This window comes from Micromonospora sp. S4605 (assembly GCF_003176715.1).
GTDB classification, from domain to species: domain Bacteria; phylum Actinomycetota; class Actinomycetes; order Mycobacteriales; family Micromonosporaceae; genus Micromonospora; species Micromonospora echinaurantiaca.
This window is the reverse complement of record NZ_QGSW01000178.1, coordinates 12,751-39,082: the sequence shown is the minus strand read 5'-3', so window position 1 is coordinate 39,082 and position 26,332 is coordinate 12,751. Positions and strand designations below refer to the sequence as shown.

General features: G+C 74.4%; 24 protein-coding genes. 16 read left to right on the top strand and 8 right to left on the bottom strand.

The features are described from left to right. The first annotated feature begins 366 nt into the window (after positions 1-366). On the top strand, positions 367-1,176 hold the full coding sequence (locus DLJ47_RS13520; protein ID WP_109900495.1) for an IclR family transcriptional regulator domain-containing protein: 810 nt from the start codon (positions 367-369) through the stop codon (positions 1,174-1,176). Between the two features lie 199 nt (positions 1,177-1,375). On the opposite strand, the gene DLJ47_RS13515 is transcribed toward DLJ47_RS13520, so the two are convergent. After that, the gene (locus DLJ47_RS13515) at positions 1,376-2,848 is read right to left on the bottom strand and encodes an amidohydrolase family protein (protein ID WP_109900367.1); all 1,473 of its coding nucleotides are present in this window, start codon (positions 2,846-2,848) and stop codon (positions 1,376-1,378) included. Positions 2,849-3,159: 311 nt separating this feature from the next. Between DLJ47_RS13515 and DLJ47_RS13510 the strand changes: the two genes are divergently transcribed. The 6 genes from DLJ47_RS13510 (at position 3,160) to DLJ47_RS13485 (ending at position 8,837) form a co-directional block, all read left to right on the top strand. After that, on the top strand, positions 3,160-4,299 hold the full coding sequence (locus DLJ47_RS13510; protein ID WP_233257817.1) for a CaiB/BaiF CoA transferase family protein: 1,140 nt from the start codon (positions 3,160-3,162) through the stop codon (positions 4,297-4,299). Beyond that, positions 4,296-5,081 carry a citryl-CoA lyase gene (locus DLJ47_RS13505; RefSeq protein WP_109900365.1) on the top strand — a complete coding sequence of 262 codons (786 nt, stop codon included), beginning with the start codon at positions 4,296-4,298 and terminating at the stop codon, positions 5,079-5,081. The genes DLJ47_RS13510 and DLJ47_RS13505 overlap by 4 nt, the downstream gene beginning before the upstream one ends. An 11-nt stretch (positions 5,082-5,092) precedes the next feature. Next, entirely contained in the window at positions 5,093-5,959 is an 867-nt protein-coding gene (locus DLJ47_RS13500) for a DODA-type extradiol aromatic ring-opening family dioxygenase (RefSeq protein ID WP_109900364.1), read from the top strand. Continuing rightward, on the top strand, positions 5,956-6,318 hold the full coding sequence (locus DLJ47_RS13495; protein ID WP_109900363.1) for a hypothetical protein: 363 nt from the start codon (positions 5,956-5,958) through the stop codon (positions 6,316-6,318). The genes DLJ47_RS13500 and DLJ47_RS13495 overlap by 4 nt, the downstream gene beginning before the upstream one ends. After that, entirely contained in the window at positions 6,318-7,298 is a 981-nt protein-coding gene (locus DLJ47_RS13490) for a quinone oxidoreductase family protein (protein ID WP_109900362.1), read from the top strand. The genes DLJ47_RS13495 and DLJ47_RS13490 overlap by 1 nt, the downstream gene beginning before the upstream one ends. Before the next feature lie 198 nt (positions 7,299-7,496). Beyond that, entirely contained in the window at positions 7,497-8,837 is a 1,341-nt protein-coding gene (locus tag DLJ47_RS13485; protein ID WP_109900361.1) for an MFS transporter, read from the top strand. Between the two features lie 311 nt (positions 8,838-9,148). On the opposite strand, the gene DLJ47_RS13480 is transcribed toward DLJ47_RS13485, so the two are convergent. Continuing rightward, the gene (locus DLJ47_RS13480; protein WP_109900360.1) at positions 9,149-10,411 is read right to left on the bottom strand and encodes an ROK family transcriptional regulator; all 1,263 of its coding nucleotides are present in this window, start codon (positions 10,409-10,411) and stop codon (positions 9,149-9,151) included. A gap of 229 nt (positions 10,412-10,640) precedes the next feature. On the opposite strand from DLJ47_RS13480, the gene DLJ47_RS13475 reads away from it, so the two are divergent. Then, entirely contained in the window at positions 10,641-13,118 is a 2,478-nt protein-coding gene (locus tag DLJ47_RS13475; RefSeq protein ID WP_146228086.1) for a low temperature requirement protein A, read from the top strand. A gap of 69 nt (positions 13,119-13,187) precedes the next feature. On the opposite strand, the gene DLJ47_RS13470 is transcribed toward DLJ47_RS13475, so the two are convergent. The 3 genes from DLJ47_RS13470 to DLJ47_RS13460 form a co-directional block, all read right to left on the bottom strand. Continuing rightward, the gene (locus DLJ47_RS13470) at positions 13,188-13,574 is read right to left on the bottom strand and encodes a DUF2267 domain-containing protein (protein WP_109900358.1); all 387 of its coding nucleotides are present in this window, start codon (positions 13,572-13,574) and stop codon (positions 13,188-13,190) included. Between the two features lie 86 nt (positions 13,575-13,660). Then, the gene (locus DLJ47_RS13465) at positions 13,661-14,002 is read right to left on the bottom strand and encodes an MmcQ/YjbR family DNA-binding protein (protein WP_109900357.1); all 342 of its coding nucleotides are present in this window, start codon (positions 14,000-14,002) and stop codon (positions 13,661-13,663) included. A 64-nt stretch (positions 14,003-14,066) separates the two neighbouring features. Continuing rightward, positions 14,067-15,506: a nitroreductase family protein gene (locus tag DLJ47_RS13460; RefSeq protein WP_233257816.1), complete on the bottom strand. Its 1,440-nt coding sequence runs from the start codon at positions 15,504-15,506 to the stop codon at positions 14,067-14,069. Between the two features lie 129 nt (positions 15,507-15,635). On the opposite strand from DLJ47_RS13460, the gene DLJ47_RS13455 reads away from it, so the two are divergent. Then, positions 15,636-18,089, top strand: coding sequence for a PEP/pyruvate-binding domain-containing protein (locus DLJ47_RS13455; protein WP_109900356.1), 2,454 nt, complete (start codon positions 15,636-15,638; stop codon positions 18,087-18,089). 4 nt (positions 18,090-18,093) lie between these two features. Then, positions 18,094-18,681: a TetR/AcrR family transcriptional regulator gene (locus DLJ47_RS13450; protein WP_088993305.1), complete on the top strand. Its 588-nt coding sequence runs from the start codon at positions 18,094-18,096 to the stop codon at positions 18,679-18,681. Between the two features lie 118 nt (positions 18,682-18,799). Here the strand turns inward: DLJ47_RS13450 and DLJ47_RS13445 are convergent, their stop codons facing one another. Then, positions 18,800-19,456: a response regulator transcription factor gene (locus DLJ47_RS13445; RefSeq protein WP_199235836.1), complete on the bottom strand. Its 657-nt coding sequence runs from the start codon at positions 19,454-19,456 to the stop codon at positions 18,800-18,802. Continuing rightward, positions 19,453-20,739 carry a sensor histidine kinase gene (locus DLJ47_RS13440; RefSeq protein ID WP_109900354.1) on the bottom strand — a complete coding sequence of 429 codons (1,287 nt, stop codon included), beginning with the start codon at positions 20,737-20,739 and terminating at the stop codon, positions 19,453-19,455. The genes DLJ47_RS13445 and DLJ47_RS13440 overlap by 4 nt, the downstream gene beginning before the upstream one ends. A gap of 97 nt (positions 20,740-20,836) precedes the next feature. Here DLJ47_RS13440 and DLJ47_RS13435 point away from each other — a divergent pair, with 97 nt between their 5' ends. The 5 genes from DLJ47_RS13435 to DLJ47_RS13415 all read left to right on the top strand — a co-directional run bounded on the left by DLJ47_RS13435 (position 20,837) and on the right by DLJ47_RS13415 (position 24,403). Next, a complete protein-coding gene (locus DLJ47_RS13435) occupies positions 20,837-21,319 on the top strand; it encodes a DUF998 domain-containing protein (protein ID WP_233257815.1) in 483 nt (160 codons plus the stop codon). A 22-nt stretch (positions 21,320-21,341) separates the two neighbouring features. After that, positions 21,342-22,223, top strand: coding sequence for an RNA polymerase sigma factor SigJ (gene sigJ / locus DLJ47_RS13430; RefSeq protein WP_109900352.1), 882 nt, complete (start codon positions 21,342-21,344; stop codon positions 22,221-22,223). A 219-nt stretch (positions 22,224-22,442) separates the two neighbouring features. Continuing rightward, positions 22,443-22,853 carry a hypothetical protein gene (locus tag DLJ47_RS13425; RefSeq protein WP_088993307.1) on the top strand — a complete coding sequence of 137 codons (411 nt, stop codon included), beginning with the start codon at positions 22,443-22,445 and terminating at the stop codon, positions 22,851-22,853. Between the two features lie 16 nt (positions 22,854-22,869). Next, on the top strand, positions 22,870-23,466 hold the full coding sequence (locus DLJ47_RS13420) for a cell wall protein (RefSeq protein WP_109900351.1): 597 nt from the start codon (positions 22,870-22,872) through the stop codon (positions 23,464-23,466). A 70-nt stretch (positions 23,467-23,536) separates the two neighbouring features. Then, on the top strand, positions 23,537-24,403 hold the full coding sequence (locus tag DLJ47_RS13415; RefSeq protein WP_199235825.1) for a MauE/DoxX family redox-associated membrane protein: 867 nt from the start codon (positions 23,537-23,539) through the stop codon (positions 24,401-24,403). A gap of 96 nt (positions 24,404-24,499) precedes the next feature. On the opposite strand, the gene DLJ47_RS13410 is transcribed toward DLJ47_RS13415, so the two are convergent. Next, positions 24,500-25,072 carry a DoxX family membrane protein gene (locus DLJ47_RS13410; protein WP_109900350.1) on the bottom strand — a complete coding sequence of 191 codons (573 nt, stop codon included), beginning with the start codon at positions 25,070-25,072 and terminating at the stop codon, positions 24,500-24,502. A 193-nt stretch (positions 25,073-25,265) separates the two neighbouring features. Here DLJ47_RS13410 and DLJ47_RS13405 point away from each other — a divergent pair, with 193 nt between their 5' ends. Continuing rightward, on the top strand, positions 25,266-26,303 hold the full coding sequence (locus tag DLJ47_RS13405; RefSeq protein ID WP_233257814.1) for an ornithine cyclodeaminase family protein: 1,038 nt from the start codon (positions 25,266-25,268) through the stop codon (positions 26,301-26,303). Positions 26,304-26,332 lie beyond the last annotated feature (29 nt).

Genomic DNA, 26,332 nt, shown 5'->3' with positions numbered 1-26,332 from the left:
GGTCCGGGTGGGCGTGGCCGGTGGTCCCGGTGGGCGGGTGCTCCGGGACGACCGGCTGGACCGGCGGCCCGCGGGGGCGGGCTGCCGGACGCCGGGTCGTGCGGTGCCGGGTGCATCGGGGGCGACTCCCGACCTACGCGTGACGGACGATTGTCCGTCTAGCGGTCGGGCCGTCGCTGGCGTAACGATGGGCCCTCGCCGATGCAGTGTCAAGAGGCGAATTTTGATCGTCTGGTAACGCGGATTTGACCGATGGTCCGTCATGCGGACATGGGTCCGCCCGGCTACGCTCAGGGCGACGCGGGGCCGCTCCGGCGGGCGCCGCGCCGCACCTCCGCCGTGTCCGCCGAGCAGCAGGAGCCGCAGATGCCCCGTCGTGACGACGACCCCAACTTCATCGAGGCGGTCGCCCGCGGGTTCGACGTCATCAAGGCGTTCCAGCCGCCCAAGCCGGTGATGACGCTGAGCGAGGTGGCGGCCGCGACCGGCCTGGCCCGCCCGACCGCGCGGCGGATCCTGCTGACCCTGGAGGCGTTGGGGTACGTCCGTGCGCTCACCGGCGGCTTCGCGCTGACCACCCGGGTGCTCGAACTCGGTCTGACCTACGTGCAGGCGATGGGGCTGTGGGACGTGGCCCGTCCGCACATGGAGCGGCTGGTCGCCCGCACGGGCGAGTCGTCCTCGATCGCCCAGCTGGACGGCTCCGACATCGTCTACGTCGCCCGGGTCGCGGTGCCCAAGATCATCGCTCTGGCGGTGAGCATCGGCACCCGTTTCCCCGCCCCGCAGACGTCCCTGGGCAAGGTGCTGCTGGCCGGGTTGGAGCCGGACGACCTCGACCGGCGGCTGGCCGAGCCGAGCCGGTCCGGGGTGGAGCCCCGCCGGCCGTTCGACCGCGCGGAGCTGGACCGGACGCTGCGGGACGTGCGGGCGAAGGGCTGGTCACTGACCGACCAGGAACTCGCCGCCGGCATCCGCTCGGTGGCCGCGCCGCTGCGCGACGGCGCCGGCAAGGTGATCGCCGCCCTGAACGTCACGGTGCACGCCGCCGAGACCCCGGTGGAGACGCTGGCCGAGGTGTACCTGCCGCTGCTGCTGCAGACCGCGAGCGACATCAGCGCCGACTTCGCGCTCTACGACGCGATCCCGCGCGTCCCGGCGCTCTCCGCGTCCTGAGAGGTGGGCCGGCGGCGGACCGCCGCGCCGCCCGGAACCCCCACGCCTGTCGGTCCGGGTCGACGGCCGGTCGGACGCCCGGCGCCGCCCGGTGGATGTCCGGGCCGGAACGTCGGGGCGCGGGCCGGGGCTTCGAGGAAGTCCCGGCCCGCCGCGCGCCGTCACCGCCCGCGTTCGGGCGCCGGCCACCTCCGGCTGGTCAGTGCTTCCAGCGCGCCGCGCCGGCGTCCCACTCGGTGTACGTGTAGGGGTTCTCCTGGATCTTGGTCTCCGGGATGTCCGGGTTCATGCCCTTGAGCCACGCCTCCTCGCCCAGCTCGCCGATCAGGTAGTCGACCGTCCGCTCCACGCTGTGCCGGGCCTTGGCGAGGTCGACGCCGACCAGCCGGTGGTCGTGCTTGACCACCCGCCCGTTCACCACGACCGTGTGCACGTCGCCCCGTTGGGCCTGGAACGCGACGTGACCGTAGGGGTTGAGGATCGGGAACATCACCGGCGACCGGTCGTTCTTGATCAGGACGAGGTCGGCCTTCTTGCCCGGCTCCAGGCTGCCCACCACGGCGTCCAGGCCGAGCGCCCGGCTGCCGCCCCGGGTGGCCCAGTCCACCACCTGCTCGGCGCGGAGCCGGCAGTGGGTGACGGTGTCCTGCCGGGTGTGCGCCTCCAGGTGCTCGCGGGAGCGGTCGGCGCCGAGGGTGGTGCGCATCGCGGAGAACAGGTCGCCGCTCCACCAGACGCTGGTGTCCATCGACAGTGACACCGGGATGTCGTGGTGACACAGCTGCCAGGTGGGCGGATACCCCTGGCCGGCGCTCTGCTCGCTCTCGGTGGACACCGACACCGAGCCGCCGGTGGCGGCGATGCGGTGGTACGAGTCGGCGGTCAACGTGGCGGCGTGCACGTACACGGTGGACGGGGTCATGAAACCGTGCTCGTGCATCAGCCGGATGCCGTCGTCGTTGGTGGCGCCCCAGACCCCGGCGTGGGTGGTGACCGCGATGTCGAGCTCCCGGGCGACCTCGAACGCTGCCTTCTCCGGGAAGTTCGGGTCGCCGGTGACGTCGAAGGCCATCTGGAAGCCGAGCATGTCGTCGCGGCTGTGGAAGCGGCGGCCGACGAAGTCGCGGAACTCCGGACTGGTCGCCCACTCCCAGGGGCCCTGCTGGATGTTGCCGTAGGCCAGCACGAACCGGCCCGGCACCTCCCGCAGGGCGTCCACCGCGGCGTCGGCGTGCTGGGTGGTCTGCAGGCCGTGCGACCAGTCCACCGTCGTGGTGACCCCGGCGTCGATCGCCTCGATGGCGGCGAGCAGGTTGCCGGCGTACACGTCCTCGGGCCGGAAGAGCCGGCCGGACTCCAGGTAGTACCAGACGAAGTACTGGGTGAGCGTCCAGTCCGCGCCGTAGCCGCGCATCGCGGTCTGCCACATGTGCCGGTGCGTGTCGATCATGCCGGGCATGAGGATGCCGCCGGACGCGTCGATCTCGACGGCGCCCTCGGGGGCGGTCAGCCCGACGCCGATCTCGGCGATGCGCTCGCCCACCACCAGGACGTCGGCGCCGGGCAGCACCCGGTGCGCGTCGTCCATGGTGAGGACCAGTGCGTCGCGGAACAGGACCGGACGGCCAGGCTCCGGGCTCGGCCCCGCCGAGCCGGGTTCGCTTGCGCTCATTGCAGTCAACTCCCCACGTCTCCCGGGGCGACGGACAGTAGTCCGTATAACGGACAGTCCCTGAGTTGGCGCAAGTCTGTGGCGCGCCCAGGTGGGTGTCAAGACGTCTCCGGGGAGTTCGTGCACCATCCGTACGCCTCCCGGACGACCCGGTCGGTTACCGGGTTCTTCCGGCCGACACCCGTTGACAGCGACTCGACGCGGCTTCGATACTCAGTCCTGCGGACGGATGTCCGCATGACGGTCAGGAGTGGATGTTGGCAACGCCGGAGCGGAACGACGGCACGGACCCGGGCCGAGCGAGCGGTCCGTTGGCCGGCCTACTGGTCGCCGACTTCTCGCGCATCCTGGCCGGGCCGTACGCCACCATGCTCCTCGCCGACCTCGGCGCCGAGGTGGTCAAGGTGGAGAGCCCGGCCGGCGACGACACCCGCACCTGGATGCCGCCGGTACGCGACGACGTCTCGACGTACTACCTCGGCATCAACCGCAACAAGCGGTCGATCGCCCTGGACCTGCGGGCCCCGGACGACCTGGCGGTGGCCCAGCGGCTCGCCGCCCGGGCCGACGTGCTCATCGAGAACTTCAAGCCGGGCGGGCTGCGCCGGTTCGAGCTGGACTACTCGTCGGTGGCGGCCGGTAACCCCGGCGTCGTCTACGCCTCGATCAGCGGCTTCGGCACCGGCCCGGGCGCCGCCCTGCCCGGCTACGACCTGATGGTGCAGGCCATCTCCGGCCTGATGAGCCTGACCGGCGACCCGGACGGCTCGCCCTACCGGGCCGGCATCTCGGTGTTCGACGTGATGACCGGGATGCACGCCACCATCGGCATCCTCGCCGCGCTGCACCACCGCGGCGCATCCGGCCGCGGGCAGCACGTCGAGGTGAACCTGCTGTCCTCGGCGCTGTCCGGCCTGGTCAACCACAGCAGCGCGTACGTCGCCGGGGGAGTGGTGCCCTACCGGATGGGCAACGCCCACCCGAGCCTGTTCCCGTACGAGCCGCTGCCCACCGCCGACGGCGAACTCATCGTCATCGCCGGCAACGACAACCAGTTCGCCAAGCTGTGCGGGGTGCTCGGCGTCCCCGAACTGGTCGACGATCCGCGATTCGGGCGCAACCAGGACCGCACCGCCAACCGCGAACAGTTGCGCCCGCTGCTGGTCGACCGGCTGCGCACCCGCTCGAAGGACGACTGGTTCCGGGCGCTGATCGCCGCCGGGGTGCCGTGCGCCCCGATCAACACGATCGACGGCGGCGTGGCGCTCGCCGCCGAACTCGGTTTGGAGCCGGTGGTCGACGTCGGCGACGGCGACCGCGCCGTGCCGAGCGTGCGCAACCCGATCACCTTCTCGGCGACCCCGCCGCGCTACCAGCTACCGCCGCCGGGCCTCGACGAACACGGCGCCGAGATCCGCAAGTGGCTGTCCGAGGAGCAGGAGGACCAGTGACCACCTTCCCGACGTCGATCGGCACCTCCGACGCGGACAGCATCCGCCTGCTCGGCCAGGATCTCGCCGCCGACCTGATGGGGCAGGTCGGCTTCGGCGAGCTCGCGTTCTGGCTCGTCGCGCGGCGCCGCCCCACCCCGTCCGAGGTACGGGTCTTCGAGGCGGTGCTGGTCGCGCTGGCCGACCACGGCTTCACCCCGACCGCCATCGCCGCCCGGCTGACGTACCTCAGCGCCCCGGAATCCCTGCAGGGGGCACTGGCCGCCGGGCTGCTCGGCGGCGGCTCCCGCTTCCTGGGCGTCACCGAGGACTGCGGGCGCTTCCTCGCCGACACCCTGGCCGGGGTGGACGGGCCGCTGCCCACCGACGACGCCGGTTGGGACATCCTGGCCCTGACCGCGGTCGGCGCGGCGCGCGCCGAGCGCCGGTTCGTGCCCGGCCTGGGCCACCCGGTGCACAAGGTCCAGGACCCGCGGACGCCGGTGCTCATCCGCATCGCCGACGAGGAGAAGCTGCGCGGGCCGCACCTGCGGCTGTTCGAGGCGATCGGCCGGGTCCACCCGCGGGTGCTGGGCCGTACCCTCCCGCTCAACGGCGCCGGGGTCTGCGGCGCCGCGCTCGCCGACCTGGGACTGCCGGTCGACCTGCTACGCGGGTTCGCGCTGCTGGCCCGCGCCGCCGGCCTGCTCGGGCACCTGGCCGAGGAACGCCGCAACCCGATCGGCATGGACGTCTACCTGACCGTCGACCGCAACGCCACCTACACCCCCGATCCCGCCTGAGAGGAGCCGTCATGGCCGAACTGGCCGCGGTCATCGCCTCGACCCACCACCCCTTCTACTACCGGGCCAGCACCGCGCAGGGCGAGGACCGGCCGGCCTTCGCGGACGAGTGGGTACGCAAGATCACCGCCTTCCGCGAGACGCTGACCCGGGCCAACCCGGACGTGCTCGTCATGGTCGGCTCCGACCACTTCCACCAGCTCTGGCTGGACAACATGCCGCAGTTCCTCATCGGCAAGGCGCCGTTCTACGACGCGAACTGGTACAACGAGGAACGCGAGTTCGGCCTGCCCCGGATGCTGCTCAAGGGCCAGGAGGAGCTGTCCGGCTACCTGCTGCGGGAGGGCCTGGACGCCGGCTTCGACCTGGCGTTCAGCAACGAGCTGCGGATCGACCACAGCATCACCTGCCCGATCATCACCCTGCGGCCGGAGGCCGACCTGCCGATCGTGCCGGTGTACACCAACATCTTCGCCCCGCCGCTGCCGCAGCCGAAGCGCTTCGTGCAGCTGGGCAGGACCATCCGGGAGCTGATCGAGTCCTGGCCGAGCGACCAGCGGGTCGCGGTCATCGGCACCGGGCACCTGTCACTGGAACTGGGCGGGCCACGCCAGTTCGGCGAGCACGGCCCGGACCCGGAGTTCGACCGCAGGGCGGTGGAGTGGATCGCCAGCGGCGACCTGGAGGGCTGCCTGTCCGAGGTCACCCTGGACAGCCTGCACGCCCCCGGCAACGCCACCCACGGCTTCATGGACTTCATGCTGATGATGGGCGTCGCGGGCGAGGGCGCGAAGGCCGACTACGTGGACACCCTCGACCTGTTCCACACCATGGAGGCCTACTTCACCTGGTACCCGAAGGGAGCGCCGGCGGCATGAGCAAGTACCTGCTGAACAAGTTCCTCTACACCGTCGACCGCGACCCCGAGCTGGTGGAGCGCTACCGCGACGACCCGCGCGGCACGGTGACCTGGTGGGAGGCCGAGCGGGCCAACCAGATCCTCAACTGCCACGTCCCCGAGGCCAGCACCTGGCTGCGCTTCACCGACGAGGAACGCGCGGCGCTCACCGGGCACGACTACGTGCGGCTGTTCGCCCTGGGCGCGCACCCGTTCCTGACGCTGACGCTGTTCATCGCCATGTTCGAACGCGACCACGCCGATCCGCTGGGCTTCCAGAAGGAGTACGCGCGGCGGCTCGCGCACTTCTCGCTGCCCTACCCGGACATCACCACCTGATGCGCGCCGCGGTCATCACCGAGTGCGGCCGACCGCCCGTCGTGGTACGCCGGGAACCGCCCCGGCCCGCCGACGGGCAGCTGCGGGTGGCGGTCGCCGCCGCCCCCATCACCCCGCTCGACGTGCTGTGCGGGACCGGCACCTCGTACTTCGGGGCGCCGGCCGTGCCGTACGTGCCCGGCGTGCAGGGGGTGGGCCGGCTGGACGACGGCACCCCGGTCTGGTTCTCCACCACCGCCGGGATGCGCCCCGGCGACGGCAGCATGGCCGACTACTGCGTCGTCCCGGCGGCCGACGTGGTGCCGCTGCCCGACGACGTCGACCACCCGCTCGTCGCCGCCCTCGGCCTCTCGGCGGTCGCCGCCTGGATGGCGCTGACCTGGCGCGGTGAGCTGCGCCCGGGCGAACAGGTGCTGGTGCTCGGCGCCGGCGGCGTGGTCGGGCAGGTCGCCCTGCAGGTGGCGCGGCTGCACGGCGCCCGCCGCGTCGTCGCCGCCTGCCGCTCCGCCGCCGCCCAGGAACGGGCCCGCCGGCTGGGCGCGGACGCCGTGGTCGCGCTCGGCGAGGACGACGACGTGGCGTCGCTCGCGGCGCGGCTCGCCGAGGCGTGCGACGGGCCGGTGGACGTCGTGCTCGACCCGCTGTTCGGGGTGCCGGCCGCCGCGGCGCTGCGCACCCTCACCGCCCACGGCCGGCTGGTCAACCTGGGCAGCTCGGCGGGGGAACAGGCCCCGTTCGACTCGGCGACCCTGCGCAGCCGGTCGCTGCGGATCCTCGGCTACACCAACAACGAGCTGACCAGCGAGCAGAAGGCAGGGGCACTGCGGATGGTCGCCGACCACGCCGCCGCGGGTCGACTGGTCCTCGACTACACCAGCACCCCGCTCGCCGAGGCGGCCGAGGCCTGGACGCGGCAGGCCGACGGCCGCGCCACCCGTCGCATCGTGCTGACCGCCGACGGAGCGCCGGGCCGCTCCTGACGGCTGGCCGAGGCCGCCGCGGTGATCACCCCCACCTCCGGGTGCTGGAGCCGGTCGACGCGCACTCGTGCCGGTTGAGCACCGGCGGCAACAACCGCCGCCCAGCGCCGTCCCACCGGCGGGTGGCCCGGCGAGCTGGGCGACACCACCCGCCCGGAGGGTTGAGCTGAAGTCCGGTTCAGGTTCCATGATCAGCGGGTGACCACCACTGGACAACCCGCCCCGGCTCCAAGCCTCCGTTCCACCGCCGGCAGCGGATATCTGGCCGGGCTCTTCGTCGACGCCCTGGGCTCGGGGCTCTACCTGCCGCTCACGGTGCTCTTCTTCCACCAGGTGACCCGGTTGCCGGTGACCAGCATCGGCCTCGGCCTCACCCTCGCGGCGATCGCCGGCGTGGCCGCTAACCCGGTGGCGGGCGTGCTCGCCGACCGGTTCGGGGCACGGCACGTCGTCATCGCCAGCTACCTCGCGCGGGCGGTGGGATTCGCCTGCTATCCGCTGGTCGACGGCTTCACCGCGTTCGTCGCCGTCGCGGCACTGGTCGCCGTCGGCGACCGGAGCTACTACGCCGCCAACAGCGCGTACGTCGCGGACCTGGCGGAGGGGGCCGCCCGGGACCGGCTCTACGCGCTGGTCCGCACCGCGCGCAACGTCGGCTTCGGGCTCGGCGGGCTGTTCACCGCGGCGGCGGTGGAGTTCGCGGAAACATCCGGCTACCACCTGATCGCCGTCGGAAACGCGGCGAGCTTCCTGATCGCGGCGGCGCTGCTCGCCGGCACCGCACGGCGCACGGGACGGGGCCGCCGCGCCGACCCGCCACGCGCCGACCCGCCGAGCCTGCTCGGCATGTTCGCCGGGTACCGCCGCGTTCTCACCGACCGGCCGTACCGGCGGCTGGTCCTGGCCGAGCTGGCGTTCACCGTCGCCCACCAGATCTTTCCGCTCGCCGTGCCCGTCTACGCCGCGATGGTGCTGGACGCGCCGGCCGGCCTGCTGGGCGTGCTGTTCACCGTCAACGCCGTCCTCGTCGGCGCCGGTCAACTGGCGGTGCTGCGGTGGCAGCGCACCGTGCGCCGGACCCATGCCATGGCCTTCGCGGGCGTGGTCTTCATCGCCGCGTTCGGGGCCTTCGCGTTCACCGCCGTGCTGCCCGCCGGGGTCGCCGTGACGGTCGGGCTGCTGGCCGCGACGCTGCTGTTCACCCTCGGGGAACTGCTGCACACCGCACCGTCGGCCTCGCTCGGTGCCGGCGCGGCACCGCCGTCGCACCGGGGCCGCTACCTCGCGGTCTACCAGCTCACCTGGGCGGTCTCGGCGATCCTCGCGCCAGCCGGCGTCACCGGCCTGGTCAGCGCCAACCCGCAACTGCTCTGGCTGGCCGCGGCCGGCATCGTCGCGGTGGCCAGCCTGACCGTGCTCCGGCTCGCGCCCCGGCTGCCCGTCGACGCGGTCTGGCCGGAACCCGTCGGGGACGGCGAGCGACGCGCAGGGTCAGACGTCCGGGCCCTGGTCGGCGGCGGCCGACCGGCTCGCCGGTAGCACCAGCTCCCAGCCGTCGACCCGCTCGACGTCGACGAAGCCGGCCTGCCGGTAACCGGCCAGCACGCCGGGCTCGTCGCCCCACGACTCCAGCTCCGCCGGCCCGGGGCCGAGCAGGGCGCGGGCCGCGGCGAGCAGGCGGGCGTAGTGCCGTGGGTGGCGGTAACCCGGGACGACGCCGGGACCGTCGATGTGCCGCCGAAGGGGGTCGACCCGGCACAGGCCGATCCACCTTCCGCCGTCGGCGAGGCCGAGGTGGGTGACGGCGGGATCCGGCTGGTCCCGAGAGCGTCGCGCCGCTGCCTGGCCGCCTAGCCGGCAGCTCGGGTCGCCGTCGGTGCGGCGGCCGGGGAGGAGCCGGGCCGGGCCCCGGCCAGCGGATCGGCCAGCAGCGCGGCGAAGGCCAGCTCCGCCGCGCCGACCAGCGTCGCGTCGTCGCCCAGGGCCGAGACGGAGAGCCGCACCCGCTCCCGGGAGACCGGCAGCACGTTCTCCGCGATCCGCGCGCGGACCTGGGCGGCCGACCCGCGGTACACGTCGCGCAGCATGCCGCCGAAGACCACCAGGCCGGGGTTGAACAGGTTGATCAGGTTCGCCACGCCGATGCCCAGCCAGTCGCCGATCCGCCGCAGCGCGTCCCGCGCCGCCGGGTCGCCGTGGTCGGCGGCGTCCACCACGGCCCGTACCGCCTCGCGACCGATCAACCCCGCCGGCCGGTCGGCCGCGTCGAGCAGGGCACGCTCGCCGACCTCGGCCTCCAGGCAGCCGCGCGAGCCGCACCCGCAGGGCCGCCCGTCGTACGGGTTCACCATCATGTGCCCGAGTTCGGCGCCGTACCCGGCGTCGCCGTCGAGGAGTTCGCCGTCGACGATGATGCCGCCGCCGACGCCGACGTCCCCGTGCAGGTAGATCAGGTTGCGTACGCCGACCCCGGCCCCGCGCTGGTGCTCCGCCATGGCGCCCAGGTGGGCCTCGTTACCGACCAGCACGGGCAGGTCGAGGCCGAGCCGGCGGCCGAGTTCGGCGCCGAAGGCCTGGTCCACCCAGCCCATGTCCGGTCCGAACCGGACCATCCCGTCCGAGGGCCGGATCATTCCGCAGTAGGACGCCCCGACGCCGACGCAGACTGAGTCCGGCGGTGCGCCGTCCCGCAACTCGCGGCCGAGCTCGGCCAGCACACCGACGACGACGTCCAGGTCGGCACCGGCCCGGGACCGGACGGCATCGCGTCGGTCGATGATCGTGCCACCCAGCCCCACCCGCGCCGCGGCCAACCGGTCCACCGCCACGTCGAAGGCGAGCACGTGGACCCGCTCGGACTCCGGCCGGACCACCACCGACGGCCGGCCCGCCCGGCCGGTCGACGACAATCCGGACTCCCGGACCAGGCCCGCCGCCGCCAGGTCCGCGGTGAGCGCCATGATCGTGCTGCGGTTCAATCCGGTACGCGTACCGAGCGCGGCGCGGGACAGCGGGCCGTGCAGGTGCACGTGGCGGAGCATGGCACCGAGGTTGCGCCGACGGATCTCCTCTGGAGCGCGTCCGTCGTCCCGCGTCATCCGGCTCTTGAGCATCACGAGAACCCTGGTCGGCTGGTGGAAACCTACCCGCAAAGATACGCGTCCCGTAAAGCGTTGACGACGGCCCGACCCGGACGGGTCACCCGCGACCGGCTCGCTACCGACCGGTACAGGAGACCTGGTGCCCACGCCGTCGCTTGGCGCGCCGGTGGGCCGGCGCCGAGCCGGGCACCCGGTTCCCGGATCGGCTGTCCGCCCCGGCGGCCCTTGGCAGAGTGAGGGGGTGACGGACAAGGGGCCGAAGGTGGCGGCCGGCCGGATCCAGCTGGTGGGGGAGTCCAGCGCGGTCAGCCGGCTGGAACTCTTCCTCGACCTGATCTTCGTCTTCGCGTTCATCACCGTGACGGCCATGGCCGCCGCGGACCTGACCGTGGTGAACCTGCTGCACGCCGGGTTGCTGCTGGTCCTCATCTGGACCTGCTGGATCTCGTACGCCTGGCTGGGCAACGCGGTGCGGGTGGACCGGGGCGTCATGCCGGTGGTCATGTTCGGCCTGGCGGCGGTCGTCCTGGTGATGGGGGCGGACCTTCCGGAGGCGTACGCCGACAAGCCGGGCGGCCTGCCCGGGCCGTTGGTCCTGGTGGTCTGCTATCTGGTTATCCGGGTGGGCACGCTGCTGGTCCTGACCACGGTCGCCTGGTCGGATCCCGCCGAACGGCGCGGGCACCTGCGGCTGTGGCTGCCCCTGCTCGCCGGCGCGCCGGTGCTGCTGGCCGCCGCGCTGCTGCCCCAGCCACTCGGGGAGGGCAGCGAGTCGGGGGAGTGGGCCCGGTTCGGGTTGCTGCTGATGGCCCTCCTGATCGACCATGGCGGGGCGATGGCGATGCGCCTGACCCGGTGGTCGATCTCCTCGGTCAAGCACTGGACGGAGCGGTTCCACCTGATCATTCTGGTGGCGTTCGGTGAGGTCATCATCTCGGCCGGCATGGGGCAGGGCGTCGGCACGGCCACCCCGGTCAGTTGGGGGGTGGTGGGCGGCGCGGTGCTCAGCATGCTGCTGGTGGGCGTGCTCTGGTGGACGTACTTCGACATCGCCCGGTTCGGCGCGGAGGACGCGCTGGAGCGCGCGTCGGGCCCCGCCCGGGCGCTGCTCGCCCGGGACGCGTACACCTTCCTGCACCTGCCGATGATCGCCGGACTGATCCTGCTCTCCCTCGGGCTCAAGCACACCTTCAACGGCCTCGCGTTCGAGTCGGTGCAGCACGAGTCCGGGCTGGGCCTGTTCGCCCTGTACGGCGGGGTGGCGCTGTACCTGGTCGGCCTGATCGCGTTCGAGCGCCGGGCGATGGGCCTGCTCGGCCGCGGGCCGATCACCGGCGTCGTGCTGGTGCTCGTGCTGGCCCCGGTGGCGGCGCACCTGCCGGTGGTGTTCGGTCTGGGGCTGCTGGCCGCGGCCGTGGTGAGCCTGGTGCTGCTGGACCGCACCGTCTTCCGGGTCCGGCACCGGGCGCTGCACGGGGCGATCGAACCGGTCACCGAGCGGTTCAGCGGCGTCACCCCGAAGGAACTCTTCCTCGACCTGGTCTACGTCTTCGCCTTCATCCAGGTGACCGAACTGATGACCGCGGTTCCCAACGCGCGCGGGCTGTTCGAGGGGGTGGTGGTGCTGGCGCTGCTCTGGTGGTCGTGGTCCTGCTACGCCTGGTTGGGCAGCGCGTTCCGGGCGGAGAACGCGGTCGCCCGGATGATGCTGCTCGGGGCCGCGGCGAGCATCCTGGTCATCGCCATCACCGTGCCGGTGGTCTTCGCCGACGTGCCCGGCGGGCTGTCCGGACCGGTGGTCTTCGTGACCGCGTACGGCGTCTTGCGGGCGCTGAACCTCGGCGCCTTCTGGATGATCACCCGGCACGACCGGGTCTTCCGGGGTCAGCTGGTGCGGCTGGCGGTGCCGGCCGCCGTGGTGCTCGCGCTGCTCTACGCCGCTGCCGCGGTGCCGCCGGCGTCCGCCGACCCGGAGGCGTTCCAGCCCGTCCGCACGACGCTCTGGGTGGTCGCCATCGTGATCGACTTCGGCAGCGGCTATCTGCTGAACGCCCGGCACTGGCTGGTCCGCTCGGCGGAACACTGGGCCGACCGGTTCGGGCTGATCATCCTCGTCGCGCTGGGCGGGGCGATCGTCTCGACCGGCCTGTCGGTCACCAACCGGGCGGTCTCCACGATGATGATCCTCGCCACGGTGCTCGGACTGGTGCTGATCGCGGCGCTGTGGTGGGCGTACTTCGACGTCGACGCCACCATGGGGCAGCGCCGCGTGCAGAGCCTGAGCGACGGGCAGCGCAGCCGGCTGGCGCTCGAGGCGTACACCTACGCGCACCTGGTGATGATCACCGGAATCGTGCTGGTCGCGCTCGGGCTGCGCAAGACGGTGGCGGAGGTCGAGCGGTTCCACGGACCGGTCGGCTGGGACATGCCCCTGCTCACCCTGTACGGCGGGGTGATCCTCTTCCTGCTCGGCGACAAGCTCTTCTGGTGGCGCATCACGCAGCGGCTCCGCCCGCTGCGGGTGGTCGCGATCCTCACGCTGATCGCGCTGACGCCGGTGTGCACCCGAGTGTCCCGGCTGGCCGGGCTGGCCGTCCTCGCCGCCACGCTGACCGCCTTCGCGCTGGCCGAGGCGATCAGCACCCGCCAGGTGCGCCGGGCCATACGCGAGCCGCTGGTGCCCGAGTCGGCCACACCGCCGCATCCGCGCAGGCACTGACCCGTGGCGCGGTGGCGCGGCGTGCGGCGGTCACGGCGCGGGGCGCCGGTCGTCCGGGGGCAGCGCCGGTCAGGGGGTGCGGGGCACCGGTTGGGCCAGGGCCCGCAGATCGGCCGGCAGTTGCGCCAGCGCCTCCTCGAACTCGGCGTGCCCGACGACCCGGTGCAGCGTCTGCAGGACGGCCCGCACGCCGGCCTCGGCGACGTCGGGCGCCACGTCGGCCCGCTCCGCCACCCGCCGCAGGAACTCGTCGTGCCCGAACGGCTCCGGATCCTCGGTGCCCTTGATGAGCAGCGGACGCAGCTCGGCCGCCACATGGTCGGCCAGGTCCGCCGCCTCGCCACCGCTGATCCGCTCGGTGAGCGTGCGCAGGGTGGCCTCGGTGAGGGAGCGCGCCGTCTCCGGCGGGACGTTCGCCCGCGCGGCCACCTTGTCGAAGAACTTCAGCTCAGCCATGCGCCGTCCTTCCCGTGCCGGAGACCGTGGCTACCCGCGCCGACCGGCGGCAAACGGGCCCCGCTCGGACGCCCGTCCGCCCGTGCTCAGTCGCCGAGCCGCTGCCGGGCCAGGAACTTCGGCACCACCATCCGCCACGCCTCGGTCACCAGCTCGGTCATCTGGTCGTGGTCGAGCCGTTCCAGGTGGCAGCACACCCAGTTGAACCGCAGATCGGCCGCGCCGGGCAGGAAGAACACCTCCGGCTCGGCGGCGACGAGGCCGTCCCGCTGCTCCTTCGGATAGCCGAAGCCCATCGTCCGCTCGTCGCGGGAGAAGGCCACGTAGACGATCGCGCCCACCCGGAACTTGATCCGGTCGCGGATCACGTGTTCGGTGGTGCGGGGCAGCGTCCGGGCCAGCGCGCGGACGTCGGCGACGGTCACCATGGGCGTGACGGTAGCGACAACCCCCGACACTCGATCGCCGCCGCGACGCGGTGCCCGCGGGTGGTCAGGCGCCGCCCAGGCGGGGCACGACCGGGCGGATCTCCACCGGGGCGCCCGGCCGGCCGCCGGCGCGGGAGCGGTACTCGGGGACGCCGACGCAGGTGAAGAGCAGGGCCGCGACCTCGTCCGGCTCGGCCAGCAGGCCGGGTACCTCCGAGTCGATGAAGGTCATCCCGGACGCCCCCGCGCCCAGGGCGTACGCGGCCAGGTGCAGCCGGCCCTCGACCAGCCCGGCGGCGAGTTGGGCGTCCCGGTAGCCACGGTCGTCCAGCGTCGCCAGCGGCGTGGCCGCGATGACCACGTACGCCGCGTCGCCGGCGAGCGACTGGTCCAGGCAGATCCGCAGCAGCTCGTCACGCAGGTCGCCGGCGCGCACCGGGCGGGACAGGTCGGGCCACCGGTACAGCCCGGGCGCCACGTCGTCGACGCCGTGCACGGTGACCCAGTGCGGCACCGGAACCCCGCGCAGGGCCGCGGCCAGCGGCCATTCCAGCGCAGCGCGGGGCAGCGTGCGGGAGCGGTCCATCCGTCGCTGCGAGCCACGCCGGCGTACCACCTCGTCCAGCGGGTCGGACGGCGGGAAGTCCGGCAGCGGGTCCGCCTGCGGCCACGGCTGTCCGAGGTCGGCGCGGTCGCCCGCGCGTTGCGCGGCGGTGCAGAGGGGCAGCTCGACCGGCGGCAGGTCGCCCGGGGTGGCCGGGCCGGCGGGTCCGATCGCCGGCTCGCCGTCGCCGAGGGAGAGCAGGGCGAGCGGGTACTCGTGCACCCCGTCCGCGCCGACGAGCGTCGTGACCGCGGCGTCCGGGAAGCGGGACCGCAGCCGGGCGGGGAGGCCGGCGCTGGTGGCGGCCGCCGACAGCTGGGACAGCAGCGTGCCGGCGTCCCAGTAGAGGTGCCGCCAGCCCCGCTCGGCGTAGCGCCATCCGGTCCGCCACGGCACGCCGGTCACGACGAGCGTGGTCACCGCCCCGGCGGCGGCGGGGGCGACCTGGACCAGCGCGTGCCGGGCCGGGTCGTACCAGTGCACGCCGTCCGGAACCCCGGCGACGCCACGGGTGCTCGCGTACACCTCCAGCGGGAAGCGGGCGCCCGCCGACCCGGCGGCCCGGTAGAAGATCGGCCGGCCGTCGCGCCGGGCGGTGCGCACCACCCCGGCGCCGAGGAAGAGCACCCGCCCGAGCTGCGCCGCGTCGAGGGGCCGCGGCGGGCCGGCGACGCCGGCGAGAACGGCCGTCGCGGGTACGCCGGGGTCGGGCAGGTCCCGCGGCAGCGCCACGACGGGAAGCCCGTCCGGGTAGCCCTTCATCGGCGGCGGCAGGGTCGCGGGATCGTTCGGGACGAGATCCTGGCGCACCCTCGGGTCGTCCGCCGGGACGTTCCACTCGCGGCTCGGCAGGTACGAGGTCAGCCGGTGCAGCAGGCCGGCGCCGGAGTCGAGATCCACCCGGCCATCCTGCCAGCCGGGCCGACGGCGCGGCGGGGGCCCGGTGCGGACGTCGGTTTCGCATTGCAGTCGCATCGTGAAACGGGTAGGTTCGTTCGCAATGCAACTGCATCGTAAAGAGGTGTTGGCATGTGGGTGATCCCGCTCCCCGAGGTGACCGGCGAGATGATCGACCTGGTCGGTGGCAAGGCGGCCGGGCTCGGCGAGCTGATCCGCGCTGGTGAGCGCGTGCCCGCCGGCTTCTGCGTCACCACCGCCGCCCACGACCGGGGCGCCGTCCCCGAGGCCGAGGTCACGCGGGCGTACGAGCTGCTTGGCGGCGGGCCGGTCGCGGTGCGCTCCAGCGCCACCGCGGAGGACCTGCCGGAGGCCAGCTTCGCCGGCCAGCAGGACACCCGGCTCGGCGTCACCGGGCTGCCCGACCTGCTGGCCGCGATCCGCGCCTGCTGGGACTCGCTGCACCACCCGCGCGCCGTCGCCTACCGCGACGCCCACCAGATCGACCACGGGTCGGTGCGGATGGCCGTCGTCGTGCAGCGGATGGTCGATCCGGCCGCCGCCGGGGTGCTGTTCACCGCCAACCCGCTCACCGGCTGCCGCACCGAGACGGTGGTGGAGGCCGCCCCGGGGCTCGGCACCGCCGTCGTGGACGGCGCCACCGAGGTCGACCGGTACGTCCTCGACGACGCGCCGCCCGCCGCCGGGGGACCGCTGACCGCCGCGCAGCTGACCGAGCTGCGCGCGACCTGCCGCCGGCTCCAGCAGCACTTCGGCGCCCCGCAGGACGTCGAGTGGGCGTACGACCATGACGGCGTGCTCTGGCTGCTGCAATCCCGCCCGATCACCACGCTGTTCCCGCTCCCGCCGGACACCGGCAAGCCCGCCCCTCGCGTCTACCTGGAGTTCGGCCACGTCCAGGGCATGCTCCAGCCGGCCACCCCGATGGGCATGTCCAGCCTGAAGACGCTGGTCGCCGGGATGCTGGCCGCGTTCGGGCTGACCGTCGAGGTCACCGACATCGGCGGACGCCTCTACGGCGACCTCACCGACCTGGTCCGCGACCGGACCACCCGCAAGCGGCTGGTCAAGCTGATGGCGGTGGACTTCGGCCCGCGCGCGCAGGCGGTGGTGGAGCACCTGCTCGCCGACCCGCGGTTCGCCCCGCAGCCGGGCACCGCCGCCCGCCGGACCCGTTCCGGCCCGGCCCTGCGGACCGGCCTGCGCGCCGTCGCTGGGGTCACCCGCGCGTTGGCCCGGCCGGACGCCGCCCGGGAACGGCTGTTCCGGGAGGTCGAGCAGCTCAGGCTCCGCTCGGCCGCGCCCGCCGGGCTGGACACCGCCGCCGAGCGGCTGGAGTTCGTCCGGGCCCAGGACCCCTCGGCCGGCGCCGACGACATCGTCTGGCCGATCGTCGCCGGCATGCTCGCCGCGGCGCTGCCGCCCACCCTGCTCGACGGGGTGGCCAGCCGCGACGAGATCAACACCGTGCTCGCCGGCATGCCGCACAACGTCACCCTCGACATGGACCTGGCGCTGTGGCGGCTGAGCCAACGCGCCGGTGACCACCGCGACCTGCTGCTCAGCACGCCGCCGGCGGAACTAGCCGCCCGCTACCGGCGAGGGACGCTGCCCGACGTCGGGCTGGCGGACTTCCTGGACCGCTACGGCCACCGCGCGGTCGCCGAGGTGGACCTCGGCGTGCCCCGGTGGGACGAGGACCCCACGCCGGTCTTCGCCATGCTCGCCAACTATCTACGGGTCACCGACGCCGAGCACGCGCCCGACCGGCGCTACGCCCGCGCCGCGGCGATCGCCGAGGCGACCCTGGCGGACCTGCTCGCGCGGGCCCGCCGCCGCCGGCCCGTCCGTGGCCGGCTCGCCGGGTTCCTGCTGCGCCGGGCGCGGTCGCTGGCCGGCCTGCGCGAGGCCGGCAAGTTCGCCGGCCTCTACCGGCTGCGCGAGATGCGCCGGCAACTGCTGCTGATCGGCGCCGACCTGGCCGGGCGCGGGCTGCTGGGGCAGCCGGGCGACATCATGTTCCTGACCCTGGATGAGACACACGCGGCCGTGCACGACGGGGCCGACCACCGCGCGACGGTGGCCGCCCGGCAGGCGGTGCACCGGCGGGAACTGCGCCGGCGGAGGGTTCCGGTGGCGGTGCTCTCCGACGGCACCGACGTCGAGGCCGTCCTGCCCGTCCGGCCCGCCCCGGACGGCGCGCTGCGCGGCGTGGGAGCCGCCGCCGGCCGGGTCACCGGACCGGCCCGGGTGGTCCACGACCCCGCCACCGCGCGCCTCGAACCCGGCGAGGTCCTGGTCGCGCCGACCACCGACCCCGGCTGGACGCCGCTGTTCCTCACCGCCGCCGCGCTGGTCACCGAGACCGGCGCGGTGATGGCCCACGGCCCGACCGTGGCCCGCGAGTACGGCATCCCCGCCGTGATCTGCGTGCCCGACGCCACCCGCCGGATCCGCACCGGGCAACTGGTAACGGTGGACGCCGCGGCCGGGACGGTGACCATCGAGGACTCCGGCGCCGCGCCGACGGCCGGTCACCGGTCCGATCGCGTCGTGACAGCATGACGCCATGCCGAAGAGGGTCGACCGTCACGAGCGGCGCACGCTCATCGCCGACGCGTTGATGCGGGTCGCCGCCCGGCAGGGACTGGAGGCGGTGAGCCTGCGCCACGTGGCCACCGAGGCCGGCGTCTCGCCCGGCCTGGTGCAGCACTACTTCCGCACCAAGGACGAGATGATGGCCTTCGCCATGGGCGTTGTCCGGGACCGCAGCCAGGCCCGGATCACCGACGCGGTCAGCCGGCTGGGCGAGGATCCGCCACCCCGGCAACTGCTCCGGGCCATGATCACCGCGCTGCTGCCGTTGACCGAGGAGTCGCGCGCCGACGGGCGGGTCGCGCTCGCCTTCCTGGCCTACACCGCGGTACGTCCGGAGGCCAACGCCGGCACCCGCGAGGAGACCGGGCAACTGGTGGACTTCGTCGCCGGTCTCCTGCCGGCGTCCCGGCGGGACGCGGCGGCCGGGGTGCTGGCCCTGATGGAGGGGCTGGGCCTCTACCTGCTCGGCGGCCAGTACAGCGCGGAGCGGGCGCTGGCCGCGCTGGACACCCACCTCGACAGCCTCTACGGCCCGGCGGACGGGCCAGCGGGCCGCTGACCCGCCCGTAGGTCGTTCGAATACCACCCGGAGCGGTTCGTGGCGGTCGGCCGGCTCAGCCCGCCGCCCCGGCCGGCTCGATCCGAGCGGCTCGCCCCGGCCGGCTCGGCCCGTCGGTTCAGCCCGCTGGGCCGGCGCGCAGGTAGGTGAGCACCGCCAGCACCCGGCGGTTGGTGTCGTCGCTGGGCAGCAGACCGAGCTTGGTCAGGATGTTGCCGACGTGCTTGCCGACCGCCGCCTCGGTGACGTGCAGCCGGGCGGCGATCGCCGCGTTGGAGCGGCCCTCGGCGAGCAGCATCAGCACCTCCCGCTCCCGGGGCGAGAGAGCGGCGAGCGGGTCGCGCGGGCGATGCAGCAGCCGGCGTACCACGTCGGGGTCGACCACGGTGCCCCCGGCGACGACCGTGCGCAGGTTGTCGACGAACTCGGCCACCTCGACCACCCGGTCCTTGAGCAGGTAGCCGATCCGGCGGCCGTCGCCGCTGTCCAGCAGCGCGGCGGCGTACTCGGCCTGGACGTGCTGGCTGAGCACCACCACCGCGAGCCCCGGCCGCTCGGCGCGCAGCGCGACGGCCGCGCGCAGCCCGTCGTCCCGGCCGTCCGGCGGCATCCGGATGTCGGTGACCACCAGGTCCGGCTGGTGCGTACGCGCCGCGTCCAGCAGCGCCGGCGCCGAGCCGACGGCGGCGACGACCTCGAAGCCGAACCGGGTCAGCAGGGCGACCAGCCCTTCCCGGAGCAGCACCTCGTCCTCGGCGAGCACGACCCGGGTCAGCGGCACGGCAGCTCCACCCGCACCAGGGTAGGGCCGCCGGCCGGGCTGGCCAGCAGCAACCGGCCACCGGCCGCGGCCACCCGGTCGGACAGGCCGGTCAGCCCGGTGCCGCGGGCCGGGTCGGCGCCGCCCCGACCGTCGTCGTGGACCTCCACCACGAGCTGGTCGCCGGTGCGGGTGAGCCGCACCTCGGCCCGGCCGGCCCGGGCGTGCCGGGCCACGTTGCCGAGCGCCTCGGACACCACGTAGTAGGCGGTGGTCTCGATCGTCTCGGGCAGCGGTTGACCGAGTTCGGCGTGCACGGTGACCGGGATGGTGGCCTCGCCCGCCAGCTCCCGGACCGCGCCGGCCAGACAGAGGTCGGTGAGACTCTGTGGGCGGATGCCGTGCACGATCTGCCGCAACATGACCATCAGGTCCTTGGCCTGGTCGTGGGCGATGGCCAGCGGCCGGGCCGCGGGGGAGTCCGCCGGCACGTCGAGCCGGGCCAGGCCGAGCTGGAGGGTGAGGCTGGTGAGCCGGGGCTGCGCGCCGTCGTGCACGTCCCGCTCGATGCGGCGCCGCTCCGCCTCGTACGCGTCGACCAGCCGGGTCCGCGACCGGGCGACCTCCCGTAGGGCCGCACCGTCGTCGGAGCGCCCGAGCAGCCACCGGGCCACCGCCGCCTGGCCGGCGGCGAGCGCCCCCGCTGCGTACCAGAGCGCCGGGACCGCCAGCACGCCCAGGACCGCGTACGGGACGGCCTCGCTCGGGGTGTCCACCGTGGCCCAGACAACGATCACCTCGTCGGCGTCCCCGGCCAGCCAGGGACTGGCCACCAGCGTCAGGTCGAGCAGCGCGACCAGCGCGAACACCCAGTACGCGATCGGCACCACGGTGCCGAGCCAGCAGGCGTACGCGACCTCGCGCCAGGCCGCGGCGGTGGTGTAGCGGGCGGACAGACCCGACCAGCGGCCCGGCGGCAGCCGCCGTTCGTCGACCACGCCGAGCCGCCACCGCTCGACGGCGGCCACCGGGATGCTCACGATCGGCGCGAGGGCCAGGGTGACCAGGCTGCCGACGGTCAGGAACAGCACGAGCGGAAGCTCGACCGGGCGGCCCTGCCGCACCGCGTTGACGGCCGCCAGCAGCGGTGCCCCGACGACGAGCAGCCCGACGGCGAGCGCACCGGCGATCGGCACGGTGGTGAGCAGGTAGGCCAGTGCCCGCCAGGGCCACCAGGAGAGCAGGTAGCGGGGTCGGCGCAGCGCCTGGGCCAGGTACGGCGGGTCAGCCTGTGTCATGCGGCCGACGCTAATCGGGCTGTGCGGACCGCCCCAGCCGGCTGGGCGTAGCTTCCGGGTATGTCCAGCCCTACCTCCGGCCGGTCGGGTAGGCCCAGTGCGCCGCCGGTCCACCGGCGTCCTGCTCGCCCTCGGTGTGGTGCTCACCTGGTCGGTGCTGGGCCGGGGCGTCGCCGTCCGGGCCGCGCAACTGCTGACCCTCGCCGGCGCGGGCGGGTACGTCCTGGCCGGCGCGTATCCGGCGGACGTGGACGAGAACCGGCACTTCCTCGCCGCTCTGCTGATCTTCGTGCTGGGCAACCTCGGGATGCTGCTGGCCGCCCTGGCCCGGCGCTCCACGGTGCTGGGCGCGGTGCGCTGGTGGAGCCTCGGGCTGGGGCTGACCCGCACGGCCGGCACGGTACTGTTCCTGGCCCGGGTCGACCTCGGCTTCGGCGTCGGCGGGATGGAGCGGGTGGCCCTGTTGCCGCTGCTCGCCTGGACCGTCGGGGTCGCGCTCCGGGCGCTGGCCGCGCGCCGGCACCGACCGGAATCCGCCCCGCCGGTCACATCGGCCGGGCGCGGCGGGTCAACGAGGTAGCGACCCCGGCGAGGAGTGACAGGTGGACGAGCGCGAGTGGCTGACCGAGCGGTTCGAGGAGCACCGGAGCCGGCTGCGGGCGGTGGCGTACCGGATGCTCGGTTCGGTCATTGAGGCCGATGACGCCGTCCAGGAGGCCTGGTTGCGGGTCAGCCGCGCCGACGCCGGTGGCGTGGAGAACCCGGCCGGTTGGCTGACCACGGTGGTGGCCCGGGTGTGCCTGAACATGCTGCGCTCGCGCGGGTCGCGGCGGGAGGAGCCGTTCGACGTACGGGTGCCGGACCCGGTCATCAGCCCGGACTCCGGCCTGGACCCGGAGCACGAGGCGGTGCTGGCCGACTCCGTCGGGTTGGCGCTGCTGGTGGTGCTGGAGACGCTGACCCCGGCCGAGCGCCTCGCGTTCGTGCTGCACGACATGTTCGCGGTGCCCTTCGAGGAGATCGCGCCGATGGTCGACCGGTCACCGGCCGCGGCCCGGCAACTGGCCAGCCGCGCCCGCCGCCGGGTACGCGGGCAGGCGCCGGCGCCCGACGCCGACCTCGCCCGCCAGCGGAGGGTGGTCGACGCGTTCTTCGCCGCCGCCCGCGACGGCGACTTCGACGCGCTGGTCGCGGTGCTGCACCCCGACGTCGTGCTGCGCTCCGACGGCGGGTCGGCCCGCCCGCGCCACACAGTGGTGGTCACCGGCGCCCGGGCGGTCGCCGGGCAGGCGATCACCTTCGGGCGGCTCAGCCCGTTCGCCCGCCCGGCGCTGGTCAACGGGACGGCCGGGGTCGTGGTGGTGGCCAACGGCCGGCCGCTGTCGGTGATGGGCTTCACCGTCACCGACGGCCGGATCGTCGCCATCGACGTGCTCGCCGACCCGGATCGGCTCGCCACGCTCGACCTGACCGTGGCCGACTGAACCCGGCGGCCCGCCGGGTGGGCGGCGGCGCCGCGACGGTGGCCGGGGTTCGTTCCGGTCGCGCCGGCGTCGCCGCGGCTCACCGGGTCGGGATCGCCGGTCTCCGCGCCTGTAGGAAAGCTTCCATCCTCCCGTTGACTTCGGTGATTTGTGACACAACAATCAGCGTCTATATAGACACTGATCGTTCTCGATCACGTTCCAGGAGGGGAGGCACCCATGGCAGCCCTGCAAGGTGAGGTGTCCTGGTTCTGCTGCGGCAGCGCCTGGGGTCCCTGCGGCACGGCCGGCGGTGGCGCCTGCGGCACCTGCAGATCCGGCAACTACCAGCACGCCTGGCCGAACACCTCGGACGCGTGCCTGGCCATCACCCGCCCGCACGCCTGCGGGATCACCGGGATGAGCCGCCGCGGCTGCGGCTTCCGGCACTACACCACCAACCTGTGCAACGGCGCCCGGATCGGCACCACGATCGCCGACTGCGGACCGCAGACCGACCTGTTCTGCGGCGAGCGCACCTGCTGCGGCTCGGCCTGCGGCAGCAACCGGGTGATCGACCTGACGCCCGCCGCGTACAGCGCGATCGCCAGTCTCTCCACCGGGCTGCGGCCCTGCTCGGTCACCACCTGAACGGGAGGGCACCACCATGGACCAGACCCTGGACCGTCGGCGGCTGCTCGCCACCGCCGCGCTCGGCGGCGTGGTCGGCGCCACCGCGCTCGGCTCGCTCGCCCCCGAGGCCGCCTTCGCCGCCGAGGCCACCGCCGTCGAGCCCGGCGCTCCGGACCCGAACTTCGCCGAGGGCCGGATCAGCAAGATCTCCGGCAGCATGCTGCTGGTCACCGGCTCGGACACCGTGCTGCACTCGATCCGGATCACCGACGGCACGAGCATCTGGAAGCTGCACCCGACCACCTTCGACCGGGTGTCCGTCGGCGACGGGCTGTACGCCCGCGGCGTTCGCCTGCCGGACGGCACGCTGGCCGCCGACTCGGTGTGGGTCAACATCGTCAACCTGCACGGGCACATCGCGGCGGTCGGCCGCAACGTGCTGCACCTCGACCACAAGGGCCAGCGCATCCTCGCGCACGTGGTGCCCGGCCGGTCGGCGGCGGTCTACAACGGCACCCCGGCGATCAGCGACATGTCGCTGCTGCGGGTCGGCCGGCACGTCCAGGTGCTCGGCGCCTGGCACCCGGACACCAACGAGATCGACATCGCCACCGTCTACGCCGCCGCCTGACGCGCGCGGCGCCCCGGGCGGCACCGGTCCGCCCGGGGTGCCGCCGCCGGACCGTTCGAGGGGAAAACCCATGATCGAAATGATCGCGGCGCTGCAACCACTGGTCGTCGGTGCGGTGCTGATCTGGTCCGCCCGCGTCAAGCTGGTCAGCCGGCACGCCGCCGCCGCGGCCCACCGGTCGGCGCTCGTCCGGCTGGTCGGTCAGCGTCGGGCGCTGCCGGCGTACCGGCTGCTCGGCGGCGTCGAGCTGACCCTCGGCGGGCTGCTCCTGCTCCCGCCGGTGCTGCGGCTGGAGGCGGTCGCCGCGACCGTGCTGGCCGCGGGCTTCCTCGCGTACCTCGGCTACGCCCGCCGGGCCGCGCCAACCTCGTCCTGCGGGTGCCTGAGCGCCCGGCCGACCCCGGTCTCCGGTCGCGGCCTGGCCCGGGCCGGGCTGCTGGTGGCCGCCGGCGGCCTGGCCGCGCTGGCCACCACCGGCTGGCCGGACGCGCTCGGCGACCGGCCGGTGGCCGGCGGCGCGGTGCTGCTCACCGAGCTGGCGGCGGTGGTGGCGCTCTCGCCCGAACTCGACCGGGCCTGGCTGCTGCCGCTGCGCCGGCTGCGCGCCCGGCTGACCCACCCGCTGCGCGGCGGCTCCGGTGTACCGCTGCTCGCCACCGTGCAGCAGCTCCAGCTCAGCGACGCCTACCGCCGGGTGGCGGCGCTGCTCCGCTCGGACGTCCGCGAGCACTGGGACGACGGCGAGTGGCGCTTCGTCACGCACGCCGCGCGCTACCAGGGCCGCCCGGCGACCGCGGTGTTCGCCGTGCCGGTGGCCGACCCGGAGCCCGGCGCGGTACGGGTCGCGCTGGTCGACGACGCCACCGGGCACACGCTGCTCAGCCTGGCCGGCACCGCGCCGCCCACCGGTGGCCGGCTCGCCGTCGTGCCGGTGTGACAGCCGACCGCCCCGCCCGCCGGGTTACCGGCGGACGGGGCCCGGCACACCGCGAGGGCGGCACCCGGTGTGGGTGCCGCCCTCGCGGGCCGGTGGTCACTTCAGGAAGGACAGCCGCCGCACGATCCGCAGCCGGCTCCAGTACCGGCCGAGGCCGAGGGTGTTGCCGGCGGCGGTGAGGGCGAGGACCCCGAGGACACCGGCGTAGATGAGGTGGTCGTCCATGAAGGGGTTGTTCGCCGGGGGCAGGACGGCCGTCCACATCAGGACCAGGAGCAGCGCGCCGGCGGCGGCGGCGACCCGGATGCCGATGCCGAGCATCAGGGCGGTGCCGATGGCGGCGAGACCGATCATGAAGAGCCAGTCGGCCCAGGCGGCGCCGGCGAACGACCGGTAGAAGTCGGCGAACGGTCCGGCGACCGCGTTGCCGAGGAAGCCCTTGGTGGGGCTGCCGCCGTTGATCCAGGCCTTGGCGCTCTCGGTCGAGTGGCCGAGCCCGAACAGCTTGTCGAGGAAGGCCCAGAGGAAGGTCCAGCCGAGGGCGAGGCGCAGGCCGGCGAGCGTGTACCGGGTCGCCCTCTCCCGCGTGGTCTCGGCCGGGACGGTGATCGCCCGGTGGGCGGTGCTGGCGGTGCGGTTGACGGTCGGGCGCTCTGCGATGGCGGTCATGGCGCCTGCTCCTCTCACTTCTTGGCTACGACTTCATTCCACCGGTTCCGGGCGGGCGCGAGCAGTGCCGGCGGACCACAGTCGACGGGACCTTCGCCCCCCGCCCGAGGGGACCTTCCGCCGGTCGGGCTTCCGGCCGTGACCGGGGACTAGCCTCGGGCTGTCCCGCCCGCCGCCCATCCCGGAGCCGCCCGTGACCGAGTTCGCCGCGCCGACCGCCGCCACCTTCGCCGGGATGCACCTCATCGGCGCGGCCGACATCGCGCGGACGCCGATCCGGGCAGCGGTCGACGCCCTGGAGACCGCCCTCGTCGAGGGCCTCGACCCGGAGCGGCAGCCGCCCCGCTCACGGCTGGCCACCGCGACCGGCGAACTGCTGGTCATGCCCGCCACCCGGAACGGCCACACCGGCTGCAAGCTGCTCACCAGCACCCCGGACAACCCTGGCCGCGACCGGCCGCTGATCCAGGGGGCGTTCCTGCTCTTCACCGGCCCGGAGCAACGCCCGGCGGCGATCGTCGACGGCGCCGGGCTGACGAACCTGCGTACGCCGGCGATGTCCGCGCTCGCGGTGCGGCACCTGCTGCCGCCCACCACCGCCGGGCCGTTGCGGCTCGCCGTGTTCGGGGCCGGCCCGCAGGCGCTCGGCCATGCCGAGGCGCTGCTCGCGCTGCACGACGTCGGCGCGGTGACCGTGGTGGCCCGGCCCGGCCCGCGGCGGGACCGGCTGGCCGCCCGACTCGCCGGCACCGGCGTCGCGGTCGACGCCCGCGACCCGGCCTCGGCCGCCGCCGCGGTGCGCGGGGCGGACGTGATCTGCTGCTGCACCAGTGCGGCCACCCCGCTCTTCGACGGGGCGCTGGTGCGGGCCGACGCGGTGGTCGTGGCGATCGGCTCGCACTCGCCACGCGCCCGCGAGGTCGACGACACGCTCGTCGCCCGCTCGCACGTCGTCGTGGAGTCGCGGGCCAGCACCCTGCGCGAGGCGGGCGACGTGGTCATCCCGCTGGCCGCCGGGGTGCTCCGGGAGGACGAGCTGATTCCGCTGCACCACCTGGTGACCGGGCGCGACCGGCTACCGGACGGCGGGCCACGGCTGTTCAAGGGCACCGGCATGCCGTGGCAGGACCTGGTCGTCGCCGTCGAGGTCCACCGCAGCCAACTGGCCCGGGACGCGGCGACCGCACCGGCCGGCCCGACGGACGGCGACCCGCCGGCCGAGCCCGACTGACCGGCGGTGCCGCGCCGGGCCCGGAGGCG